The following is a 20,997-nucleotide window of genomic DNA, read 5'->3' as shown; positions in this document are numbered from 1 at the left end:
AATTAAAAATGAATTTCGAATTGGAAATGAACAGTTATGAAGATATTTGTAAAATACTGAACATACATCCTGACCTGAAACCAGATGTATCTGCCTATGATGAAGAAGATCAAAAGGCTGCTGTTTCCCTGTTCAGATTGTGGAACGCAAATAAGGCTGCGTGGAATGGCGAAATGATTGATTTCAATGACGATGATCAGGAGAAGTATGAAATTTTGTTTGATCTGGGTGATGAAGTTGATCCGGATTCAGGTTTGATGTACTTTACTTACCGTCCCGTCAGCAACAGGAGCCATGTCGGTGCCCGCCTCCTTTGGCCTGGCATTACCATAGCAAAACACGTCACTAAGGTGATGCAGCAGGATTTTATGAATATGATGAAAATACCTGAAAAAATAATAAAAACGGGTAATGAATCATTAAAACTAAGTACAATAAATTCTAAATCAGAAGTCAACAGCTATGAGGATATCTGTAAAATCCTTAATATAGATCCCGATCTGGAACCTGACGTATCTGCATATACTATGGAGGATAAAGAGGCTGCTATCTCTATGTTCAGATTATGGAAAGCAAATAAAGCCGTGTGGAATGGTGAAGTAATTGACTTCAATAACTATGACCGGAACATATATCAGCACAAATATGAAGTGATGTGTAATTTAAGTGATGAAGCTGGAGGGGGAGAAGGTTTCACATACTCAAGTTGCAGTAGTACCGGGGATTATTCGGCGCTCGGCGCCCGTCTCCTCTGGCCTGGCACAACTATCGCAAAACACATGACTAAGGTAATGCGGGAGGATTTTATAAATGTAATGAAAATACCTAAAAAATAATAAAGTTGGACATGCAGCTACTTGCCTGGCTTTAAGGAATACATACAACTACGACAAATATAGCGGGGCTGCCAGTATTTTATTGTTTATTTACACTTGTGGCCTCACCAGGAATCGAACCTGGATCTAAAGTTTAGGAAACTTCTATTCTATCCGTTGAACTATGAGGCCTTGGAAAAAATAAAAATACTAATTAATTTAAATAAATAAAAACTTTCCAATAATTGCGGTTTGTTTTTCAATGATTTTATTCAGAATTCATTCAGGACAGGAACTGAACCTGTGCATAAAAAGAATCCGCTCTTTAGGAGCGGATCCAGTAGATAAATACATCTCATTTTTTTAATTAGACAACAATAAAAAAGCACAGCCGACAATGCTGTGCTTAAATTTTTATTTCAAATTTAATTGCAATTTCAAAGCTGAAAAAAGCAAAAAATGATTTCATTTCAGTTGTATTACATAGTAAATGTAGTACAATTTTTAATACGAAACATGAATTTAATGTTAAAATTCACAACTTATCCACAATTTGTTGTGGATAAGTTTGTAATCAATTGCTATTCAGGATGTTTGCAATGGTGTTTTTCAAGTGTTTTTTCCTTGTCACTTCTTTTTATCAATATACCAGTGATCCATATCGTTGATTATTATCTGAATTGATCATTTTTTTGATGCGCTCTGCATAATAACAGAATAAACAGAAGAGCAGATAGAATTTTATAATTCATATTGTTTAATCAGATTAAAAAGGTAAAAACCAGCGAATGAATAATGAATGATTTTGTTTTCTAAGATAAAAAATTAAGGCTAAATAGCGTTTGATTCTAAAGTTTTATCTTTTTAAAATAATTAGTTATATTTGACTCATTAAAATCTCTTTATAAATATCATTATTCAAGTGCATTTCTAAGTACTTGAGATCCTAAGGTTCAAATTTTATGAACCCTGTTATTCTATTATTTAATACCCAAAAAGAAATCTGACAATAATTGATGAGGCATTCTCATTCATTATTGGATCATATTTCACCAACAAAAGAGATCATTATGAAAACCAATACAATAGCCGTAATAGGTGGCACAGGAAAAACAGGACATTACCTTGTCCAGGAGCTTTTGAAAAGAAAACATCCCATGAAACTGTTACTTCGGACTCCTGAAAATTTTACTATTGAAAATCCTTTAATTGAAATCGTACAGGGAGATGCAAGAGATTCTGAAGCTGTGAACCGTCTTATTAAAGATTGCAGTGCGGTAATCAGTAAAATAGGACAGCCTGCCGGAGAAGAACCGATATTCACGGATGCTACAAAAAATATTATACAGTCGATGAATTCTCACGGAATTAAAAGATATATTACTATCACCGGTTTGAACGTTAACACGCCTTTTGATCATAAAAATGATAAAGTAAAAATGGCAACTGAGTGGATGTATCAGAATTATCCAAAGACAACAAAAGACAAACAGGATGAATATGAAATTCTTGTGAAGAGTAATCTGGATTGGACATTGGTGAGACTTCCATTAATAATTCCTACTTCCGAGCACTTCAGAACAGAGACGAATCTGACGGATTGTCCAGGTGAGAAAATCAGTGCAGCAGATCTGTCTGAGTTTTTGGTGTCCCAGATCGATGATGAAGCTTACATTAAACAAAGCCCGTTTTTGTATAATCTTTGAAGGGTTTAAAGTTCAACGTTTAAGGTTTAAAGCTTGGAGGTCTGATACAAAAAATCTATGATTTTTTAAAACTTAAGTGAACTTCTTATTCATAAAGCATTAAATTTTTAATCACTTAAGTGTCAAAAAGCTTTTGTGACTTTTGTGGTTTAAAAACGCTTTCATGCTAAACTCAACTTACATTTTAAACAAATTAAATAAACCTCAAGGGTTAAAAAAATAGAGAGCCATTTATTGGCTCTCTATTCATATTTAGCTTTCAAGTTTTTCCTTGATATATTTTGCGGTATGCGATTTTTTATCTTTCGCCAGGTCTTCCGGGGTTCCGGCAAAAACAACTTCACCGCCATATTTTCCTGCCTCCGGGCCAATATCTATAATATAATCTGCAGATTTGATAATATCCGGCTGATGTTCAATAACAATTACAGAATGACCAAGATCAATAAGTGCCTGCAATGATTTCAGCAACTTCTGAATATCATGGAAGTGAAGTCCTGTAGAAGGTTCATCAAAAATAAACAGGGTTTTGTCTGTCGTAACCCCTTTGACAAGGAATGATGCCAGTTTTACACGCTGTGCTTCACCACCGGAAAGGGTAGAAGAGCTCTGCCCCAGCTGCAGATAGCCTAATCCGACTTCCTGAAGCGGTCTCAGTTTTGTGACGATCTTTTCTTCGTTATTGTCTTTAAAGAATTCCAAAGCTTCATCCACCGTCATATGAAGAATATCGGAAATGCTTTTCTCATCGAACTTCACTTCCAGGATTTCGTTTTTAAAACGGGTACCTTTACATACTTCACATTCAAGCTCAATATCTGCCATGAACTGCATGGATACGTTGATCACACCTTCTCCTTTGCATTCGTCACATCTTCCGCCGTCTACGTTGAAAGAGAAATGCTTGGGCTTGTAACCCATCATTTTTGAAACTTTCTGTTTGGCAAAAAGATCTCTGATGTCATCATACGCTTTCAGGTAAGTAACAGGATTGGATCGTGAAGATTTTCCAATCGGATTCTGATCGATCAGTTCAATGTTTTTAATCAGTTTTTTTGGGAATTCTACAGAATCATAATCTCCTTTTTTGCCACCCATCCCAAGCTGGATCTGGATGTCGTTGGTTAAAATTTCCTTCATCAGCGTAGATTTTCCGCTTCCGGAAACTCCTGAGATTACCGTAAGGCTTTCCAAAGGAACATCTACATCTATATTTTTCAGATTATTTTGCCTTGCTCCTTTGATGTGGATCCATTCCTTGGCTTTTCTGCGCTTTTTAGGAACCTCAATTTCCATCCTTCCGGTTAAATATTTTGAAGTAAGCGTATCCGCATTTTTAAGATCATTATAATCTCCGGCAAATACCAGTTCACCACCAAGATAGCCTGCTTCAGGGCCAATATCAATAATATAGTCAGCAGCTTTCATAACGTCTTCATCGTGTTCAACAACAATTACGGTATTTCCCAGGTCCCGAAGGTTTTTTAAAACTTCGATCAGGTTTTCGGTATCTCTTGAGTGAAGACCGATGGAAGGCTCATCCAGGATATAGATAGATCCTACAAGAGAACTTCCCAAACTTGTCGCAAGGTTAATCCTCTGACTTTCACCGCCTGAAAGGGTATTGGAGGTTCTATTTAACGTTAAATAACCTAAACCTACTTTTAATAAAAATTCGATACGGGTTTTGATTTCATACAATAACCTTTTGGCTACATCCTGATCATGCTCAGAAAGTTTCAGCCCGTCTATTAAAGGATACAATTCATCAAGAGGAAGCTCAATCATAGACTGGATATTGTGCCCGTTTACCTTTACCCAGCTCGTCTCTTCTCTTAATCTCAGGCCTTCGCAAGTAGGACAGAGTGTTTTTCCTCTGTATCGGGAAAGCATAACTCGGTACTGGATCTTGTACAGATTTTCTTCAAGCATTTTGAAGAAATTATTAATAGAAGGGAAACTGCTTTTACCGTCTCCTTTCCACAGAAAACTTTTTTGATCTTTGGTTAGCTGATGATAAGGTTTGTGGATAGGGAAGTCTCCGGCTTTTTTAATAAATGCTTTTTTCCATTCACTCATGCTTTCACCTCTCCAGGCAACGACTGCATCCTCATAAACGGATAGTGTTTTATTAGGAATAACAAGATCTTCATCTATTCCGATCACTTTTCCGTAACCTTCACATGCCGGACATGCTCCATAGGGGTTGTTGAAGCTGAAAAAATGAACATTCGGTTCAAGGAACTCCATACCATCCAGCTCAAATTTATTGGAAAACTCTTTTACCTTTCCGGTATCCGGGTTTTTTAGTGAACAATAGCCATGACCTTCGTAAAATGCCATTTGGATAGAATCTGCCAGCCTTTGAAGGAAACTTTCGTCTTCTTCATAAGAAAAACGGTCGATCACAAGATTAATGGTCATCCCTTTTTCAGGAGTAAAGCCGAAGCTTTCCAGGTCTTCAATACCAGCTACATTACCATTGATCTCAAGTCTTGTGAAACCTGCTAGCTTTAAAACATTCAATGCTTCCTTAAAATTATCTGCGTCATATTCCAAGGGAGCTGTCAGTAAAAACGAAGTGTCTTTTTTTGAAGCCTTGATAAAATCGATTACATCAGAAACGGAATCTTTCTTTACTTCTTCGCCTGAAACCGGAGAAAAAGTTTTCCCGATCCTTGCAAAAAGAAGTTTCATATAATCATAGATCTCCGTAGAAGTTCCCACCGTAGAACGGGGATTGGAAGAAATCACTTTCTGCTGAATGGCAATGGAAGGGGCAAGCCCTTTAATATCATCCACTTTGGGTTTTTCCAGTTTACCCAAAAACTGACGTGCATAGGAACTTAAACTTTCCACATATCTTCTCTGTCCTTCTGCATAAATGGTATCGAATGCCAGGGAAGATTTTCCGCTTCCGGAAACCCCCGTGATTACGATTAATTTATTTTTCGGGATCAGAACGTCTATATGTTTCAGATTGTTAAGATGGGCATTCTTAACGAAGATCTGTTTTTTTATATCTATTTCTACTGTTTTAGTCATGTTCATAAAATATATACTGACTGAGAATCATCTGTGCCAGTGTGACTGTTTCTTGTGTAAATTCTGCTGCCTGATAAATTGTTCTGTATCCGTCCAAGATTGACCATTGATTAAAAGTGCCTGTAAAAGTATGGAAAGATGATTATTTTCATCGCAAAATTAAGACTCACAAAATTACAAAATTTTAGTGAAAATAAGACGTTTAAATATTTGCTTCCAGATAATTATATTCAATTATTAACAAGCCAAAAAAAATAAAATATTTCTATTTTCAGTCAGAAAAAAAATTGATGGATAAGCTGTTAACATCCATAAGATTATGTTAACTATTTTATAATTATAAAATTGAAAAATAATTTATGATTTTCAATATGTTTTTGCATTTTGCTCTTGTTTTGTATTTTAAAATTAGTTAAAATTGTATTCATAAATATGTAATATAGAAATGAGAAAATTATTCAGAGATCTTGTTACACATTTAATGAGAAAAAGATGAAGTTATTCCCCCTCAAAAGATGCAGTATATCCTACTGCATCTTTTTTATGATAACTATCATTTGTCTTTCTTGGGGAACTCCCTTACTTTTGGGTCCGTTATTAAAGAACTGATTCAAAACAAAACGGGAACTATTATGATCAAGAAGATTGGAAGTATATTTTTATTAGGTTCAATGCTCTGTGCTCATGCACAGGAGAAAACTACAGATATTGAAAGCATTGAATTTCAGGGAAAATTTATTTCTACACCTTATAAAAATGCCAATCAGAATATTACGGTTATTACGAAAGAAGATATTGCCAATTCTCCTGCAAAAAGTATTGACGAGGTTCTTCAACAGGTTCCGGGAATGGATATCAGAAGAAGAGGAGCCAATGGTGTACAGAGTGACATAGGTTTCAGGGGAAGTTCTTTTGAGCAGGTATTGCTGTTGCTGAATGGCATCAGAATGAATGATTCCCAGACCGGACACAATTCTATGAATGTACCGGTAGATATGGATGATGTGGAAAGAATTGAGATCATCAAAGGTCCGGCTGCCAGAAGATTCGGGCAGAATGCCTATGCCGGCGTCATCAATATCATTACGAAAACAACTCCCGGAAAACGGGTGAAAATAAGTGCTGAAGGCGGAGATTACGAAACTTACGGCTTCGGCTTCAACGCACAGCTGGGAAATGAAAAGTTTTCTAACTCTCTTCAGGCTAATTCTGCCTCATCACAGGGCTATATGTACAATACGGATTACGAAATCCGAAATGTTTTCTATCAAAGCAAGCTCAATATTAAAAACGGTGATCTGAAGCTGCAAGCGGGCTTTTCTGAAAAGAAATTTGGGGCTAACGGTTTTTATGCTTCTAAAAGTGCTACCGAGCAATATGAGGAAACGCAGGCTTCTATAGTAAGTTTAGCCCATCAGCAGACGTTTGGTCATTTGAAACTAAGCTCGAATGTATACTGGAGAAGAGGGCAGGATATGTACTTGTATGACAGGAATAAGCCGGATGGTTACAGAAATATGCATATCGGGAATAATGTAGGCGGGGAAGTAAACTCCAGCTACCAGTGGGGATTGGGAACTACGGGCGTCGGTGTTGAACTGAGAAAGGAGTTTCTGGCCAGTAACAATTTAGGAGAGAGAAACCGTTTTGTTTCGCAGGTTTTCTTTGAGCATCATTTTTCATTACTGGATAAAAAGCTGAACATCAGCCCCGGAATTTCATGGGCGAATTATTCCAAAGAGGGGAACTTTTTCTATCCTGGATTAGATGTTGGCTATAATTTCAATCAGAACAATAAAATCTATGGAAATATCGCAAAGGTTCACCGTGTTCCGACATTTACCGATCTTTATTATGTAAGCAAAACGGAACAGGGAAATCCTGATCTGTTTCCGGAAAATGCGGTTTCATCTGAAATTGGTTACCAGTACCAGAACAGTAGAATTTTGGCAAAAGTGAGCGGATTTATGAGAAACTCCAACAATTCTATCGATTGGGTTAAAAAAAGCATGACCAATCCGGTATGGTACGCTCAGAATGTAGGAAAAATAGATACAAAAGGAATTGAGGCAGAATTGAGCCACAGGATTTTTGACTGGCTGAAGTATACAGCAGGATATACTTATCTGGATAGCAAAATGAAGGAGTCTAATGAGTTTGTATCCAGGTATATTCTTGATAATCTGAAGCATCAGGTTGTTGCGAAGCTTGAAACGAGATTCTTTCAATATTTTACGAATGAGCTGGTTTACAGGTATAATGAAAGAATGAATCTTGGAACTTATAACCTTCTTGATGAAAAGCTGAGCTTTGCGAAAAAAGATTTTTCCGTATATGTGCTGATCAATAATTTGACCAATACAAAATATACGGAAGCCTTCGGAGTAGAAATGCCTCAGAGATGGTTCCACTTAGGCTTCTCCTATACGATCAATATTAAGTAAATGTTAATTTGAAATGAATGAAAGTTAATATTAACAAATTGTTAAATAATTTATTTTTGCAAAAATTTTTTATGAAACTTTTTTTAAGTCTGAGTTTACTTTTGAGTATGACCTTTTTCAAAGCACAGGACCACGTTTCCAGCTTCAATGCAGTGACTCTCACCTACAAGTTTCATCCCAAATTTTTTCTTTATGCCGAAGGCCAGCTGAGAGGAAATGAAGATTACACCTACCCGGATTATTACGAGATCAAAGGAGGAGTGGGATACAATCTTACCAAAAATCACAAACCTTTTGTTGGCCTTGGAAGATACGTGAATTATAAAGAACACAGCCTGAGCAGAGAAGAGTTCAGGGTATGGCTACAGGATGTGATTGACCTCAAAAAAGGGATCGTCAAGTTTGAAAACCGTTTCCGTGCAGAAAAAAGCTGGTTCTATGAGCCGGCAACAGATAAAGCTTCCCAAAGAATGCGTTACAGATACCGTCTGAACATAAGTGTTCCCCTGAATGCAAAAATAGTTAAAAAAGGAACTGTTTTCGCGAATGCTTATGACGAGATCTTCCTGGTAAGTCCAATGAAGCCTACTTTCGCGAGAAACAGGGTATATGGTGGTTTTGGCTATCAGATTGATGATTATTTCGGAATCCTGACGGGTTATCTGTGGCAGCGAGAATTCGAAGCAAAAGGCAATAAAAACCTTCACTTTATCTATCTGGCTTTAAACATTAATATCGACGGTACGAACCATCCTACAAAAACCTATGATTTCCCGGGAGCGGATTAATATTTCTCTATCAGATAACGATACGCTTTCAGGTATTTGTTGAACCTTTTGATATCTTTAGGGCTAAGCTCCCTGTTTACTCTTCGGAGATCCATATTATCGCGGAGATCATTAAGCTTTACAGCGACAGCCAGAGGTGATCTTTCTGTTCTTTTAACGAATTCATCGTAATCTTCTTCGGGATCAAATTTGGTAAGGCAGCTTATAGCAAAAATAATGTATTCCGGAAAACCTTCGGTTCTTAGATAATCGAGGCTGAATTCTTCCGGATGATCTTCTACCACATCGTGCAACACCCCTACGATTTTTTCGTCTATGGTCTTACCATACTCCATGACACGCATCACATGAGCGATGTAGGGAGCGTGGTACTTGTCGGTTTGACCTTTATGTGCTTTATCAGCTATCTTTATGGCTCTGTTGAGCATTTCTTCTTTTGTCATTTCTAATAGAAAATAGAATACAAAAATAAAAAATGCCTTAAAAAATAAGACATTTTTATTGAGAATATTTTAAGGAATATCAAATAAGCTGATTTAGGGATAAAAAGTTAAAATTAAAAGGCTAGAAGATGGAAGTTGGAGGATGGAAGTTACTATTGGCCGGTATTAACAATTTCTTTTAAATTTATTGAAGTAGTTTTATAAAGACTACTAAAAATACCCTGTATTTCTATCTTTGGACTTCAATAACTTCCCTCTTCCAGCTTCTGACTTCCTTACATCATGATAAATTGAAATGTCTTATCCCGGACTCAGTTTAAAGCAGGGTTTCATCCTCTATTGAAGCACCTGGCGCGTTGTTTTTTACAGATTCTATACCGTTTTCCATTCCATTTTCAGATTCATACATCTGGCTGGTTCCTATGATTTGCCCATTTCCTGCTTTTAAATTGAAATAGCAGCGGCCATCTTTAGCCGTATTTCTTTCAAATTTTGAATCGTCCTGAGAATTGGTGCGTACAGATTCTATTCCGTTCTCACATGAGGATTTTGAGCCGTATCCCTGGCTTGTTAAAATTACTTGTCCGTTGCCGGCTTTCAGATTGAATTTGAAGTCACTGTCTGTTCTCTTCGAGATAATAAATTTTCCCATAGTAATTGGTTTTGTGGTTTGTTTATTTTTTTTAATTATTTGGAAGGCTGAGCCTTTTTTGTGTCTGCAATTTTTTCAGGAATGTCAGGGTTCAGTATCTTGTATTTTGAATAATCCTTTTTAGGTTCCTTTAAAGCCATATATGCTGCTGTATCTTTTGGGGTTACAGTAAGCATTTTATACTGTTCCTTCCGATCCATACCCATTTTTTCCTGAATTTCTTTAGGATCATTAAGCTTGAGAATCTTGGTGGTATCTGTTTTCAGCAGGATCAGCTTTCTTTCTTTTTTCTGAGCAGTTAGTATAATAGAAATAAGAAGGAAAGGAAATAATAAAATCTTCATGTTTTTAATTTAAAATAAAAATATAAAAAATATTGGAATTTAAGTTCACAAGCACCATAGATTTTACTTATTGGTTTACAATCCTGTCTGTTATGTCTTAATATAAGCTAAAAAAAAGCGCCTCAAAAAATGAGACGCTTCAATCAAAATTTATGTTATAAAAGACTAATAAGCTCCTTTACCGATATAGTGTGCGGCAACTTTTTCAGTTAAAGCCACTACATTCGGATGATTGGTATATTTCGTGAACCTTCTCAGACCTGAAAGCATCATTCTCTGTTCATCACCTTCCGCGAAAGAAACAATTCCTTCTTTTGCAGCTGCGATGATCTTTTCAACAGCTTTGTAAAGGTTAAGCTGTGCCATTGCTGCTTCTACAGAATCAGCAGAGAAATGTTTCTCAGCTCTTAAAATAGCAGATTCTGCCATATAAAGTTGATTAAGGATTTCAGAAGCATTCAGTAATAAATGCTGTTGTTTTTCAATATCCATCATGTATTTCTGAAGAGCCGCTCCGGAAACCATAAGAAATACTTTCTTAAGGTTAGCGATAATCGCTTTTTCTTCAGCCATAAATGCTGAGTAATCTGGAACATCAAATGAAGGAATTCCCATCAGTTCTTTGCTGATCGCCATTGCAGGAGAAAGCAGATCCAATTCTCCTTTCATTGCTTTTTTAATCAACATTCCAACTGCTAAAAGACGGTTGATCTCGTTGGTACCCTCATAGATTCTTGCAATTCTTGAATCTCTCCAGGCTGCTTCCATCGGCATATCTTCAGAGAATCCCATTCCTCCGTACACCTGGATTCCTTCATCGGCAGTATGTTGTGTTAAATCTGAAACGAAAACTTTCAGAATAGAAGCTTCCACAGCAAATTCCTCAACTCCTTTTAATTCAGCCTGCTGATGGTTCATTCCACCGGCAACCAATTCGTTGATTTTATCTTCAACATCTTTTGCCGCTCTGTAAGAACCAGCTTCAGCAACGAAAATTCCAGTTGCCATTTCTGCCAGTTTCTTTCTGATTGCTCCAAAAGTGGAGATAGAAACTCCAAACTGTTTTCTTTCGTTAGAATACTGAAGAGAGTGGTTTAAGATTCTTCTCTGTCCGTCAAGGTTGGCAGCTGCCAGCTTAATTCTTCCGACATTCAAAGCATTCAGAGCGATTTTGAAACCGTTGTTTCTTTCACCTAAAAGATTTTCAACAGGAACTTTCATATCATTAAAGAAAACCTGTCTTGTAGAAGACGAACGAATTCCCAGTTTATGCTCTTCTTCACCGAAAGAAAGCCCTTCGGTTCCTTCTTTTTCTACGATGAAACCGGTGATGTTTTTGTCATCATCAATTTTAGCAAAGACAATAAAGATTTCTGCAAAACCTGCATTGGAAATCCACATTTTTTGCCCGTTGATGATATAATGTTTCCCGTCTTCGGAAAGTTTTGCTCTTGTTTTTCCTGAATTGGCATCAGAACCAGCATCAGGCTCAGTCAGACAGTATGCTCCGAATTTTGTACCTGTTGCCAGATCCGGAAGGTATTTTTTCTTTTGCTCTTCTGTACCATACAATAGGATAGGAAGGGTTCCGATGCCCGTGTGAGCTCCATAAGCTGTAGCTAATGAACCATTTGCTCCTGAGCAGTAATCACACGCCAGCATAGTATTCACGAATCCCATTCCAAGACCACCGTATTCCTCAGGAACAGCAACTCCTAGAAGTCCCATTTCGCCCAACTGACGCATTTTTTCCTCAGTTAAAGCATAATCTTTTTTCTCAAATCTTTCTTTTTGAGGAATTACTTCTCTGTCGATAAATTCTTTCGCAGAATCACGAAGCATTTTTTGTTCTTCTGAAAGTTCTTCAAGAGTGAAAATATCATTTGCAGGAATTTCCTTGATGAGGAATTCACCTCCCTTCAGTGTTTTATTAAGTGTATTACTCATTATTTTATGATTTTAAATTTTAGATTATAAATTTTAAATTATTGATTCTCTGTTATAAATTTTCGGATGAAGTTTTGATGATTTTGGTCAAAATATTAATAATACTTTCAATTTCTTTCAAATAAGAGTCTATTTCAATTTGAACTAAATTTGAAGATTGATAAAGTCTTAGCCAATACTTTGTTTCTCGTGCTTCTTTGTTGGCTAAAGAAAGTTTTGAGATAAAATCTTTTTTAGATTGTGCAGCAATTGCTTCTTCCACATTTGCGCCAATTGAAGTTCCACAGCGAAGAATTTGTTTAGATAAAATGAATTCATTCTAAGATTTACATTGAGTATAAAATTTAATTATTCTTAAAGCAAAGTCAAAAGTTTTTATCTGAATCAAATTGTCTTCTTTGAAACTCATTTCATCTAAAATTTATAATTTAAAATCTATAATTAATTAAAGAAGTTCGAAAATACTTGCTGCTCCCTGTCCTGTACCCACGCACATAGAAACCATTCCATACTTGTTGCCGCGTCTTCTCATTTCATCAAGAAGCTGAACGGTCAGTTTTGTTCCGGTACATCCGAGCGGGTGGCCAAGAGCGATAGCGCCTCCGTTGACATTCAGGATATCAGGGTTTAGGCCTAATTCCTTTTTGATCGCTACAGACTGTGATGCAAATGCTTCGTTCAATTCAATTAATTCAATATCTTTTAATTCAAGACCGGCTTGTTTTAAAGCTTTTGGAATCGCATAAATCGGTCCCATACCCATGATTCTAGGCTCAAGACCTGCTGCAGCATAAGCCACTAATCTTGCTTCCGGCTCAAGACCTAATTCTTTTACCATTTCTTCGCTCATAACCATTACGAAAGCAGCTCCGTCACTCATCTGGGATGAATTTCCGGCTGTTACACTTCCTCCGTTCGCGAATACGGGTCTCAGTTTAGCAAGACCTTCCAGAGAAGTATCTGCTCTCGGTCCTTCATCTACAGAGAAATCAAACTTTTTAGACTGCATTTTCTGGTTTTCATCCAGGAAATTATATTCTACAGGAATTGAAACGATCTGATTGGCAAATTTTCCTTCCTGATTAGCTTTTAAAGCTTTCATATGGGATTCAAATGCGAACTGATCCTGTTCTTCTCTTGTAATATTATATTGCTTGGCTACTTCTTCAGCAGTGTAGCCCATTCCCCAGTAATAATCAGGGTTTGTTTTTGCGATATCTGTTTCCGGAACCGGCTTGTAACCTCCCATCGGGATGTAAGACATAGATTCTGTACCTCCTGCGATGATACAGTCTGCCATTCCTGCCTGGATCTTTGCCGAAGCAATAGCAATCGCTTCACTTCCTGATGCACAGTATCTGTTGACAGTAACTCCCGGAACCTTATCGGTATTTAATCCCATTAAAGAAATTAAACGGGCAACGTTTAAACCCTGTTCTGCTTCAGGCATTGCGTTTCCTACGATAAGGTCGTCAATTCTGTTTTTATCTAATTGTGGTAGCTCAGCCATTAATTTTTCAATAACTGTAGCGGCCATCACGTCGGGTCTTGTAAATCTTAAACTTCCTTTTGGAGCTTTTCCTACGGCAGTTCTGAAACCCTTTACTATATATGCTTGTTTCATTTTATGTAAAATGTATTATGTACAATGTAAAATGTACAGTGTACGTTATTTAGAATAAGTTTGTTTTAATCTAATTATCATATTTTGAATATGTCTGATATCGGTTACTAATAGTTCAAAATCGCTTTTGTTGATGAAATCTAAATCATTAGCAATTATAATTTGAGTTTCAAATTCAAAGGAAGAACCCAATGCAATGTTTAAAAATTGGCAAAACTGAGGATTGGTATCTCGTCCGGCACCTTCAGCAATATTAGAGGGGATTGAATATAGACTTCTTCTTGATTGTGATGTCAATCCAAATAATTCATCCTTAGGGAAATTTTTAGAAATAATGTAATATTGTTTACATAACAAAATTGACTTTTTCCAAACTTCCAGTTCTCTAAAATTGTGCATGTCAATACTTTTTACATTTTACAACCGACATTGTACAAATTAATTCCTCAACGGTTTTCCATTCTGCAGCATGTACTGAATTCTCTCCAGTGTTTTTCTTTCACCACAAAGCTGAAGGAATGTTTCTCTTTCAAGATTTAATAAGTATTGTTCGGTAACTACCGTAGGTTCGGAAAGATTTCCTCCGACCATTACGTTGGCCAGTTTGTCTGCAATTTTTTTGTCGTGTGCAGAAATGAAATTTCCTGTTAACATTTGATCAGTTCCAACGTAGAACATTCCCAAAGCATCTTTACCCAAAACTTTTACTTTTTGTTCGATAGGTTGTGTATATCCTTGTTCTGCCAATAGTTTTGCAACCTTTTTAGCTTCAGCAATCTGTCTGTTTTTGCTTACGGATACAATATCTTTTCCTTTTTCAAGAATTCCCATATCATAGGCTTCATAAGCAGAAGTAGCTACTTTACCCATTGCGATATTCATGAATGCTTCACGAAGCCTGTTGTTTTTAACGTCATCGCTGTGGAATTCTCTGGAAGTTCTCAAGGTAAGTTCTTTAGTACCACCACCACCAGGAATTACTCCAACTCCGGTTTCTACCAATCCGATATAAGTTTCTGCTGCCGCAACCACTCTGTCTGCATGCATAGTCATTTCGCAACCGCCACCAAGCGTCATTCCGTGAGGGGCAACCACTACAGGAATAGAGGAGTAGCGTACTCTCATCATCGATTTCTGGAAATAGGCGATAGCCATATTCAGATCATCCCAGTCCTGTTCGATAGCCATCATCAGGATCATAGCAAGGTTGGCTCCTACAGAAAAGTTTGTTCCCTGGTTTCCAACAACCAATCCATCGTATTCTTTTTCTGCTAAATCAATAGCTCTGTTTAGTCCGTCAAGAACTTCGCCTCCAAGAGAGTTCATTTTTGAGCGGATCTCAAAGTTGATGATACCATCACCAAGATATTCGATAGCAGCTCCTGAGTTGCTCCAAAGTGTTTTGTTCTTTCTGATATTGTCTAAGATAATAAAGGCATCCTGCCCAGGAATTTTGTTGTATTCTCCTGAGTTTTTATCCACGAAGATGCTTTGACCTTCATCATTAACTTTATAGAAAGTTTCTACATTTTTAACCCAATCTGAAACTTCATAGCCTGCGTCTTTTGCTAATTCTATACCTTTCTGAACACCTACGGCATCCCAGATTTCAAACGGGCCGTTTTCCCAGCCGAAACCAGCTCTCATGGCATCATCAATCTTATAGATTTCATCAGAGATTTCCGGAACTTTATGAGAAACGTAAGCGAACAGGGCACCTAAAGATTTTCTGTATAATTCGCCGGCCTTATCTTTTCCACCAATTAAAACTTTGAATCTGTCAATTGGCTTGTCTATATTTTTAGTTAATTCTAAAGTAGGGAAAGAAGATTTTCCCTGAAGCTCGTATTCTAACGTATCAAGGTTTAATCCGTGGATCTCAGATTTTCCTTCTGCATTTTTCACTTTTTTGTAGAATCCCTGTTCCGTTTTAGAACCCAGCCATTTATTATCCATCATTTTCTGGATATAATTAGGAAGGGCAAAAACATCATTGAAATTATTGGCTTCAGCACCGCTCTGACGAACGCCGTTAGCTACCATTACCAAGGTGTCAAGACCTACCACATCAGCTGTTCTGAATGTTGCAGATTTTGGACGTCCGATGACAGGACCTGTTAATTTATCAACTTCAGAAACCGTCAATCCTAATTTCTGTACGTTGTGAAGAAGATCCATCATCGAGAAAACTCCGATCCTGTTGGCGATAAACGCTGGAGTATCTTTAGCTAAAACGGTAGTTTTTCCTAAGAATTTAGCTCCATAAGTCATGTAGAAATCTACAATTTCCGGATCTGTATCATTTGTTGGTATAATCTCTAAAAGAGGAAGGTACCTTACCGGGTTGAAGAAGTGTGTTCCCGCAAAATATTTTTTGAAATCATCGCTTCTTCCTTCCGTTAAGAAATGGATAGGAATTCCCGATGTATTAGAAGAAATTAATGTTCCCGGCTTTCTGAACTGTTCAATTTTTTCATAAACAGATTTCTTAATGTCAAGCTTTTCAACGACTACCTCAATAATCCAGTCTGTATTCTTGATGTTTTTAAGATCATCATCGAAGTTACCTACTTTAATTCTATCTGCAAATTTTGGAGAATAGAGAAGGGCAGGACTTGCTTTTTTCAGTTTTTCAAAGTTTTCAGAAGCAATTCTGTTTCTTACCACCTTGTCATCTTTGGTCAAACCTTTTTTTTGTTCAGCTTCCGTCAGTTCAAAAGGAACGATATCCAAAAGAGACACCTCCACACCAATGTTGGCGAAATGTGCCGCAATACCGCTGCCCATAATTCCTGAACCAAGAACCGTTACATGTTTGATTCTTCTTTTCATTATAATTTATTTTCTGTTATTTAATAATTCGTTTGCAATTTTCATGATTTCGGACATCACTTCCTTGAAGGTTTCAATTTTCTCAGGAGCAATCTTTTCCATCACTTTTTTGTTAAAATTGACGACCACTTCTTTGGACATATTCCTTGAATTCAGACCTTTATCCGTAAGTTTAATGATCACCTCCCTTTTATCGGCAGTCGTCTTTTCCTTATAGATATATCCGTTGTCTTCCAGAAGTTTAATGATTCTGGTCAAAGAGGTGGGTTCAATAGCCATTTTAGGGCCTAAATTGGTACTTCTGGTACCTTCTTTGGGGTCAATTTTAAGAAGAGTGAGGGCCTGTACAGCAGTAGAATCATGCTCTTGGGCAAGTTCTGTGTACATTTTTGAAACAGCCAACCAGGTCTGCTTTAAAACTAAATCTACGTTTTCTATTTTTTCTTTATTATTATCCATCATTCTATCCACTAATGGTGTTACCCAAATTTAGTAAATATTATGCATGCATAGTATTTATTAACGTTAAATTTTGTTAATTAACTGATAGTAAACGGATTAAATTGTATGATTAGCATAATACTATGCATGCATAGTATGTGAAATACGTAACAGAAATACAGTATTAATGAATGTTTTTGATGAAATCAACTATTTCTTCAAAGGATTCGTATTGTTGATTGGAAGTGTCGGTGAGAATTCCCCAAAAACCGTTCTTATATTCAAAATGCAGGGCAGAAAGGTCTTTTTCGAAGTTTTTCTGCAGTAAAGAATAAAGCATTTCCTTGTGAACCTGCGGTGCATTAATAGAAGGCGGAACAAAATTCTCATTCACCTGAAACAATGAAACATTGGTAAGTTCATCATGCTGAAGCAGTACATCTTCTACAAGTCCGGAAAAAAGCTGATTATCCTTTACATACCATATTTTGTCTGCAAATTCCTTGGCCAGTCGCCAGTCGTGGGAAGAGAATAATATGATTTTATGCTGCTCCTTGGCCAGTCTGCGAAGGGTTTTTAAGATGATGAGTTTATTTTTTTCATCAAGATGGGTTGTCGGCTCATCAAGAATAACAACAGGAGAATTCTGAGCGATAGCCCGGCCTATAAATGCTTTCTGCAAATTACCATCCGAAAGGTTTTTAAGAAGACTATGTCTGTATTGAGCAAGATCCAATTCGTCTATGATATGGGAAATTTCCTCCCTGTCTTCTTTTTTAAGCTCGAAATAAAAAGGGTAATAGATGTATTTTCCTAATGAAATAAGGTCTTCGACAGTATGATGTTGCGGAACATTTGATTTTGAGAAAACAACAGCAATATTTTCTGCAGTTTCTTTAACGGAAAGGTCTTTTATATTTTTACGATTAATTAAAATTTCTCCGCATAAAAGAGAGATCTGATTTAAAATGGATTTGATAAGCGTTGTTTTTCCTACACCGTTATTACCAATCAAAAGACACACATCACCCAGTTTCAAATCTGCATAAGCATTTGAAATTAAAGTTTTATCGTAGCCTATATTAGCTTGTTTGATTTGTAGGAACATTGGATATTGATTAATTGCCCAGATGCATTGTTTACAAAAATACTATTTTAAATCTGCTTGATTAAATTCACAATTTACCATTGACTTATTGACTTTTAAATTTTATTCTGTTTCAAAAGCATCAGCAAAATTACCGGTATCCCAAATACAGAGCTTATCACATTCATGGGAATCTGGGTTTTTTCTGCTGTAATAGAAAATACCAGCATGATCAGCATTCCGAGAAACATATTCAGGATCCATTGCTGCCATAATTTGGAAGGGTTATAGATCAGTCTGCAAAAATGCGGAACAATAATTCCGATAAATAAAATAGGTCCCAGAAATGCCGTAATAGAAGCTGAAAGCAGGGAAGAGGCTGCAATAATAAGGATCTTCAACTGATTAAGATTGACTCCTAAGCTCTGAGCATACGATGTTCCCAATGAATTTCCGATCAATGGCTTTATTGTTTTAAAACAGAAAAACACGCCTATAAAAACTAAAATTGATAATACATAAATTTGGTTTCTGGTTACCATATTATTAGCTCCGAAAGACCATAAAATATAGTTTTTCAGACTTTGATTTTCTGCATAGAACTGTAATAAAGAAACTACAGCGCCGGCAAATGCCGAAATAAGGAAACCGAATATAATGAGATAAGATTTATCCTGAAACTTATTCGACATGGATAGTAAAACCAGCATCAATACAAGGCTTCCTACAATGGCCGAAAGACTGAGGAAACTGTTCTGCAGAAATTCCGGGATTAGAAAATCGTGGGAGAAGAAAATATAAAAAGCTACGGATAAGCTGGCTACAGACGTAATTCCTAAAATATCCGGACCGGCCAGAGGATTTTGAAAATATTCCTGCATCAGAAAACCGGATGTTGGAATTGATATTCCCGCCAGAAGCATCACCAGTACCCGGTTGATACGAATCTCGGCGATCTGGCTTTGGGCAGAATCCTGAAAGAAATCCTGAAAGGTTAAATTTAAAAACCCTGTGTTCAGGTTGATCACTGCAGTAAGAATAATAGCAGCCGTCAGCAGTAAACACAGGATTTTGAACTTTTTTGACATGATCAGAAAGAATCTGGATGTTTATTTTAAAAGAGCATCGACCTTGGAATTTAATACTTCTTCGGTCATCATTCCTAAATATTCGTCAACTTTATCTCCTTTTCTCAAATAAGTAAAGGGAATTGAGCCGCCGTCCCATTGTTTAAAATTATTTGTGAAAAAATTCGCGTCCAGCTTCTGACCATCCAAAAGAATGATATTTGCTGCAAGGTTATTTTCCTGTGCAAATTTTTTCACAGAAGTATTCCATTCAGACTTATCATCAAGGTTGATAAAAGTAAACTTTACCGGCTTATCTTTTAATTCCTCCATTTTGCTCTTAAAATGAGGGATTTCTCTCATACACGGTCCGCACCATGTTGCAAAAAAATTGGTAACGTATAAAGTGTCATTCTTCTGAGCTAAATATTTTCCCAGATTATCCGGAGAAAGTTCCTTAGATGTATAAGCTGTTGTTTCAGTAGCTGTATTGTCCGCAACGGAAACTGAATCTGCCACAGTGGTTTCAGCGGTTTTCTGACCTTCTTTTTTGCAGCTGTAAAGAGCCGTAAGAATAAGCGTGGATAAAATTATCTTCTTCATAAATTATTTTTTGACTATTTTTGAATTGAAGTATGGAACAACAAATCTATAAAGGGAAACTGATACAGTTTCATCCGTTAAAAGTAGCGAAAAAGGAACAACTGACCAAAAATACTTTTTCTCTGGAATTCGAGATTCCAGGGAATTTGAAGGAGAATTTCAAGTTTGAAGCGGGACAATTTGTAAGCATAAAATTTATTGCTCACGGTGAGGAAGTCATCAACGATTATTCAATGACTTCAGCGCCTTATGAGAAAAAAATATGCCTTGGAATCAAGGTGAATTCTTCTGATGGAGCCACTTCGGAGTTGTTCAGAAATTATAATGTTGGAGATGAGCTGATGGTAGGAGAGCCTTCCGGTAGGTTTACACTGGTCTCCAAACCAAGCGAATTCCGGACCATTGTTGCTTTTGCAGCCGGAATAGGGATTACCCCGATCCTGAGTCATTTTAAGAGTATCCTTCATAAGGAACCGCGCACCAGGCTTTTTTTATTTTTTGGAAATAAAAGCTCTGAAGAAGTTATTTACAGAGAGCAATTGGATAATCTTGCCAGAATGCACGGTGAAAGACTTCAGATTTTTTACTTTTTTTCAAAGGAAAAAACAGCGGATCAGTTTTTCTACGGAAGGCTGGACGAAAAGAAATTGAGTTTGATTATTAATCAAATTCTTCATCTGGATGATACGGATGAGGAATCTACAATTTGGGATGCGGTAGATGAAGTATTGATATGCGGAAAAGGAGAGATGATAAAATCGCTTGCGAATGCCTGCTATCACCACGGAATTCCGAAAAAGAATATTCATTTTGAACTTTTTGAAGAATATAATGATGACATTTATCCTGTAGAAAAAGAATTTCCGCTGATCGAAAATGTGGAAGTTAAGTTTAAAATGCTTGGAAAAGAATATGCAACCCATCTTCCTGATAACAGAGAGAAGATTCTTCAACAGCTTCTGATCCAGAATTTCCCGGTTCCTTATTCATGCAAATCCGGAATATGCGGAAGCTGCGAATGCTATCTTGAAGAAGGAGAGGTGGAGCTGCTTGAAAATGAATATCTGACTGAAAAAGAAGAAGCACAAGGCAAAATACTGGCATGCATGTCCATTGTAAAAAGTAAGAAAATAAAGCTTAACTTTGACCTTAGTTGAGA

General features: G+C 36.8%; 17 protein-coding genes, 1 tRNA gene and 1 pseudogene. 5 read left to right on the top strand and 14 right to left on the bottom strand.

The genetic code is table 11. The features are described 5' to 3' along the window. Positions 1–8: 8 nt before the first annotated feature. Entirely contained in the window at positions 9–836 is an 828-nt protein-coding gene (locus V6R96_RS14280) for a hypothetical protein (protein WP_336379389.1), read from the top strand. Positions 837–935: 99 nt separating this feature from the next. Here the strand turns inward: V6R96_RS14280 and V6R96_RS14275 are convergent. Then, positions 936–1,007: transfer RNA gene (locus V6R96_RS14275), tRNA-Arg, on the bottom strand. 878 nt (positions 1,008–1,885) lie between these two features. On the opposite strand from V6R96_RS14275, the gene V6R96_RS14270 reads away from it, so the two are divergent. Then, the gene (locus V6R96_RS14270; RefSeq protein WP_336379390.1) at positions 1,886–2,521 is read left to right on the top strand and encodes an NAD(P)H-binding protein; all 636 of its coding nucleotides are present in this window, start codon (positions 1,886–1,888) and stop codon (positions 2,519–2,521) included. A gap of 252 nt (positions 2,522–2,773) precedes the next feature. On the opposite strand, the gene uvrA is transcribed toward V6R96_RS14270, so the two are convergent. Continuing rightward, complete coding sequence (gene uvrA, locus V6R96_RS14265) at positions 2,774–5,566, bottom strand: excinuclease ABC subunit UvrA (RefSeq protein WP_336379391.1); 2,793 nt, start codon at positions 5,564–5,566, stop codon at positions 2,774–2,776. 632 nt (positions 5,567–6,198) lie between these two features. Here uvrA and V6R96_RS14260 point away from each other — a divergent pair. Both V6R96_RS14260 and V6R96_RS14255 read left to right on the top strand, forming a co-directional pair. Then, positions 6,199–8,010, top strand: a complete 1,812-nt coding sequence (locus tag V6R96_RS14260) for a TonB-dependent receptor (RefSeq protein WP_336379392.1) — start codon at positions 6,199–6,201, stop codon at positions 8,008–8,010. Between the two features lie 71 nt (positions 8,011–8,081). Then, positions 8,082–8,798: a DUF2490 domain-containing protein gene (locus V6R96_RS14255; RefSeq protein WP_336379393.1), complete on the top strand. Its 717-nt coding sequence runs from the start codon at positions 8,082–8,084 to the stop codon at positions 8,796–8,798. Here V6R96_RS14255 and V6R96_RS14250 read toward each other — a convergent pair. The 12 genes and pseudogenes from V6R96_RS14250 to V6R96_RS14195 form a co-directional block, all read right to left on the bottom strand. Further along, entirely contained in the window at positions 8,795–9,241 is a 447-nt protein-coding gene (locus tag V6R96_RS14250; protein ID WP_111953164.1) for a phosphohydrolase, read from the bottom strand. The two genes, V6R96_RS14255 and V6R96_RS14250, sit on opposite strands and share 4 nt — an antisense overlap. A gap of 316 nt (positions 9,242–9,557) precedes the next feature. Then, on the bottom strand, positions 9,558–9,893 hold the full coding sequence (locus V6R96_RS14245) for a YegP family protein (RefSeq protein ID WP_111953166.1): 336 nt from the start codon (positions 9,891–9,893) through the stop codon (positions 9,558–9,560). A 35-nt stretch (positions 9,894–9,928) separates the two neighbouring features. After that, the gene (locus tag V6R96_RS14240) at positions 9,929–10,237 is read right to left on the bottom strand and encodes a hypothetical protein (protein WP_223559631.1); all 309 of its coding nucleotides are present in this window, start codon (positions 10,235–10,237) and stop codon (positions 9,929–9,931) included. 165 nt (positions 10,238–10,402) lie between these two features. Beyond that, positions 10,403–12,184, bottom strand: coding sequence for an acyl-CoA dehydrogenase family protein (locus tag V6R96_RS14235; RefSeq protein ID WP_111953170.1), 1,782 nt, complete (start codon positions 12,182–12,184; stop codon positions 10,403–10,405). Positions 12,185–12,236: 52 nt separating this feature from the next. Next, positions 12,237–12,593 (bottom strand): annotated as a pseudogene (locus V6R96_RS14230) (four helix bundle protein). Positions 12,594–12,629: 36 nt separating this feature from the next. Next, complete coding sequence (locus V6R96_RS14225; RefSeq protein ID WP_336379394.1) at positions 12,630–13,808, bottom strand: acetyl-CoA C-acyltransferase; 1,179 nt, start codon at positions 13,806–13,808, stop codon at positions 12,630–12,632. 45 nt (positions 13,809–13,853) lie between these two features. Then, positions 13,854–14,207 (bottom strand): four helix bundle protein, encoded by a 354-nt coding sequence (locus V6R96_RS14220; protein WP_336379395.1) that lies wholly within the window; start codon positions 14,205–14,207, stop codon positions 13,854–13,856. Positions 14,208–14,246: 39 nt separating this feature from the next. Then, positions 14,247–16,640, bottom strand: a complete 2,394-nt coding sequence (locus V6R96_RS14215; protein ID WP_336379396.1) for a 3-hydroxyacyl-CoA dehydrogenase/enoyl-CoA hydratase family protein — start codon at positions 16,638–16,640, stop codon at positions 14,247–14,249. A 6-nt stretch (positions 16,641–16,646) separates the two neighbouring features. After that, a complete protein-coding gene (locus V6R96_RS14210) occupies positions 16,647–17,099 on the bottom strand; it encodes a MarR family winged helix-turn-helix transcriptional regulator (protein WP_034727924.1) in 453 nt (150 codons plus the stop codon). Between the two features lie 166 nt (positions 17,100–17,265). Continuing rightward, positions 17,266–18,189: an ABC transporter ATP-binding protein gene (locus V6R96_RS14205; RefSeq protein WP_336379397.1), complete on the bottom strand. Its 924-nt coding sequence runs from the start codon at positions 18,187–18,189 to the stop codon at positions 17,266–17,268. 95 nt (positions 18,190–18,284) lie between these two features. Beyond that, positions 18,285–19,256 (bottom strand): iron ABC transporter permease, encoded by a 972-nt coding sequence (locus V6R96_RS14200; RefSeq protein WP_336379398.1) that lies wholly within the window; start codon positions 19,254–19,256, stop codon positions 18,285–18,287. 21 nt (positions 19,257–19,277) lie between these two features. Further along, a complete protein-coding gene (locus tag V6R96_RS14195; protein ID WP_336379399.1) occupies positions 19,278–19,838 on the bottom strand; it encodes a TlpA disulfide reductase family protein in 561 nt (186 codons plus the stop codon). Between the two features lie 32 nt (positions 19,839–19,870). On the opposite strand from V6R96_RS14195, the gene V6R96_RS14190 reads away from it, so the two are divergent. Continuing rightward, complete coding sequence (locus V6R96_RS14190; RefSeq protein WP_336379400.1) at positions 19,871–20,995, top strand: ferredoxin--NADP reductase; 1,125 nt, start codon at positions 19,871–19,873, stop codon at positions 20,993–20,995. The last annotated feature ends 2 nt before the right edge of the window (positions 20,996–20,997 follow it).

This window comes from Chryseobacterium sp. CCNWLW53, from assembly GCF_037083525.1.
Lineage (GTDB): Bacteria > Bacteroidota > Bacteroidia > Flavobacteriales > Weeksellaceae > Chryseobacterium > Chryseobacterium lathyri.
The sequence above is the reverse complement of the archived record's forward strand: the minus strand, read 5'-3'. Positions and strand labels throughout refer to the sequence as shown.

Excerpts from the sequence above, each read along its gene's own strand:
- V6R96_RS14280 (WP_336379389.1), top strand. The coding sequence starts at position 9 with ATGAATTTCGAATTGGAAATGAACAGTTATGAAGATATTTGTAAAATA.
- V6R96_RS14270 (WP_336379390.1), top strand. The coding sequence starts at position 1,886 with ATGAAAACCAATACAATAGCCGTAATAGGTGGCACAGGAAAAACAGGA.
- uvrA (WP_336379391.1), bottom strand. The coding sequence starts at position 5,566 with ATGACTAAAACAGTAGAAATAGATATAAAAAAACAGATCTTCGTTAAG.
- V6R96_RS14260 (WP_336379392.1), top strand. The coding sequence starts at position 6,199 with ATGATCAAGAAGATTGGAAGTATATTTTTATTAGGTTCAATGCTCTGT.
- V6R96_RS14255 (WP_336379393.1), top strand. The coding sequence starts at position 8,082 with ATGAAACTTTTTTTAAGTCTGAGTTTACTTTTGAGTATGACCTTTTTC.
- V6R96_RS14250 (WP_111953164.1), bottom strand. The coding sequence starts at position 9,241 with ATGACAAAAGAAGAAATGCTCAACAGAGCCATAAAGATAGCTGATAAA.
- V6R96_RS14245 (WP_111953166.1), bottom strand. The coding sequence starts at position 9,893 with ATGGGAAAATTTATTATCTCGAAGAGAACAGACAGTGACTTCAAATTC.
- V6R96_RS14240 (WP_223559631.1), bottom strand. The coding sequence starts at position 10,237 with ATGAAGATTTTATTATTTCCTTTCCTTCTTATTTCTATTATACTAACT.
- V6R96_RS14235 (WP_111953170.1), bottom strand. The coding sequence starts at position 12,184 with ATGAGTAATACACTTAATAAAACACTGAAGGGAGGTGAATTCCTCATC.
- V6R96_RS14225 (WP_336379394.1), bottom strand. The coding sequence starts at position 13,808 with ATGAAACAAGCATATATAGTAAAGGGTTTCAGAACTGCCGTAGGAAAA.
- V6R96_RS14220 (WP_336379395.1), bottom strand. The coding sequence starts at position 14,207 with ATGCACAATTTTAGAGAACTGGAAGTTTGGAAAAAGTCAATTTTGTTA.
- V6R96_RS14215 (WP_336379396.1), bottom strand. The coding sequence starts at position 16,640 with ATGAAAAGAAGAATCAAACATGTAACGGTTCTTGGTTCAGGAATTATG.
- V6R96_RS14210 (WP_034727924.1), bottom strand. The coding sequence starts at position 17,099 with ATGGATAATAATAAAGAAAAAATAGAAAACGTAGATTTAGTTTTAAAG.
- V6R96_RS14205 (WP_336379397.1), bottom strand. The coding sequence starts at position 18,189 with ATGTTCCTACAAATCAAACAAGCTAATATAGGCTACGATAAAACTTTA.
- V6R96_RS14200 (WP_336379398.1), bottom strand. The coding sequence starts at position 19,256 with ATGTCAAAAAAGTTCAAAATCCTGTGTTTACTGCTGACGGCTGCTATT.
- V6R96_RS14195 (WP_336379399.1), bottom strand. The coding sequence starts at position 19,838 with ATGAAGAAGATAATTTTATCCACGCTTATTCTTACGGCTCTTTACAGC.
- V6R96_RS14190 (WP_336379400.1), top strand. The coding sequence starts at position 19,871 with ATGGAACAACAAATCTATAAAGGGAAACTGATACAGTTTCATCCGTTA.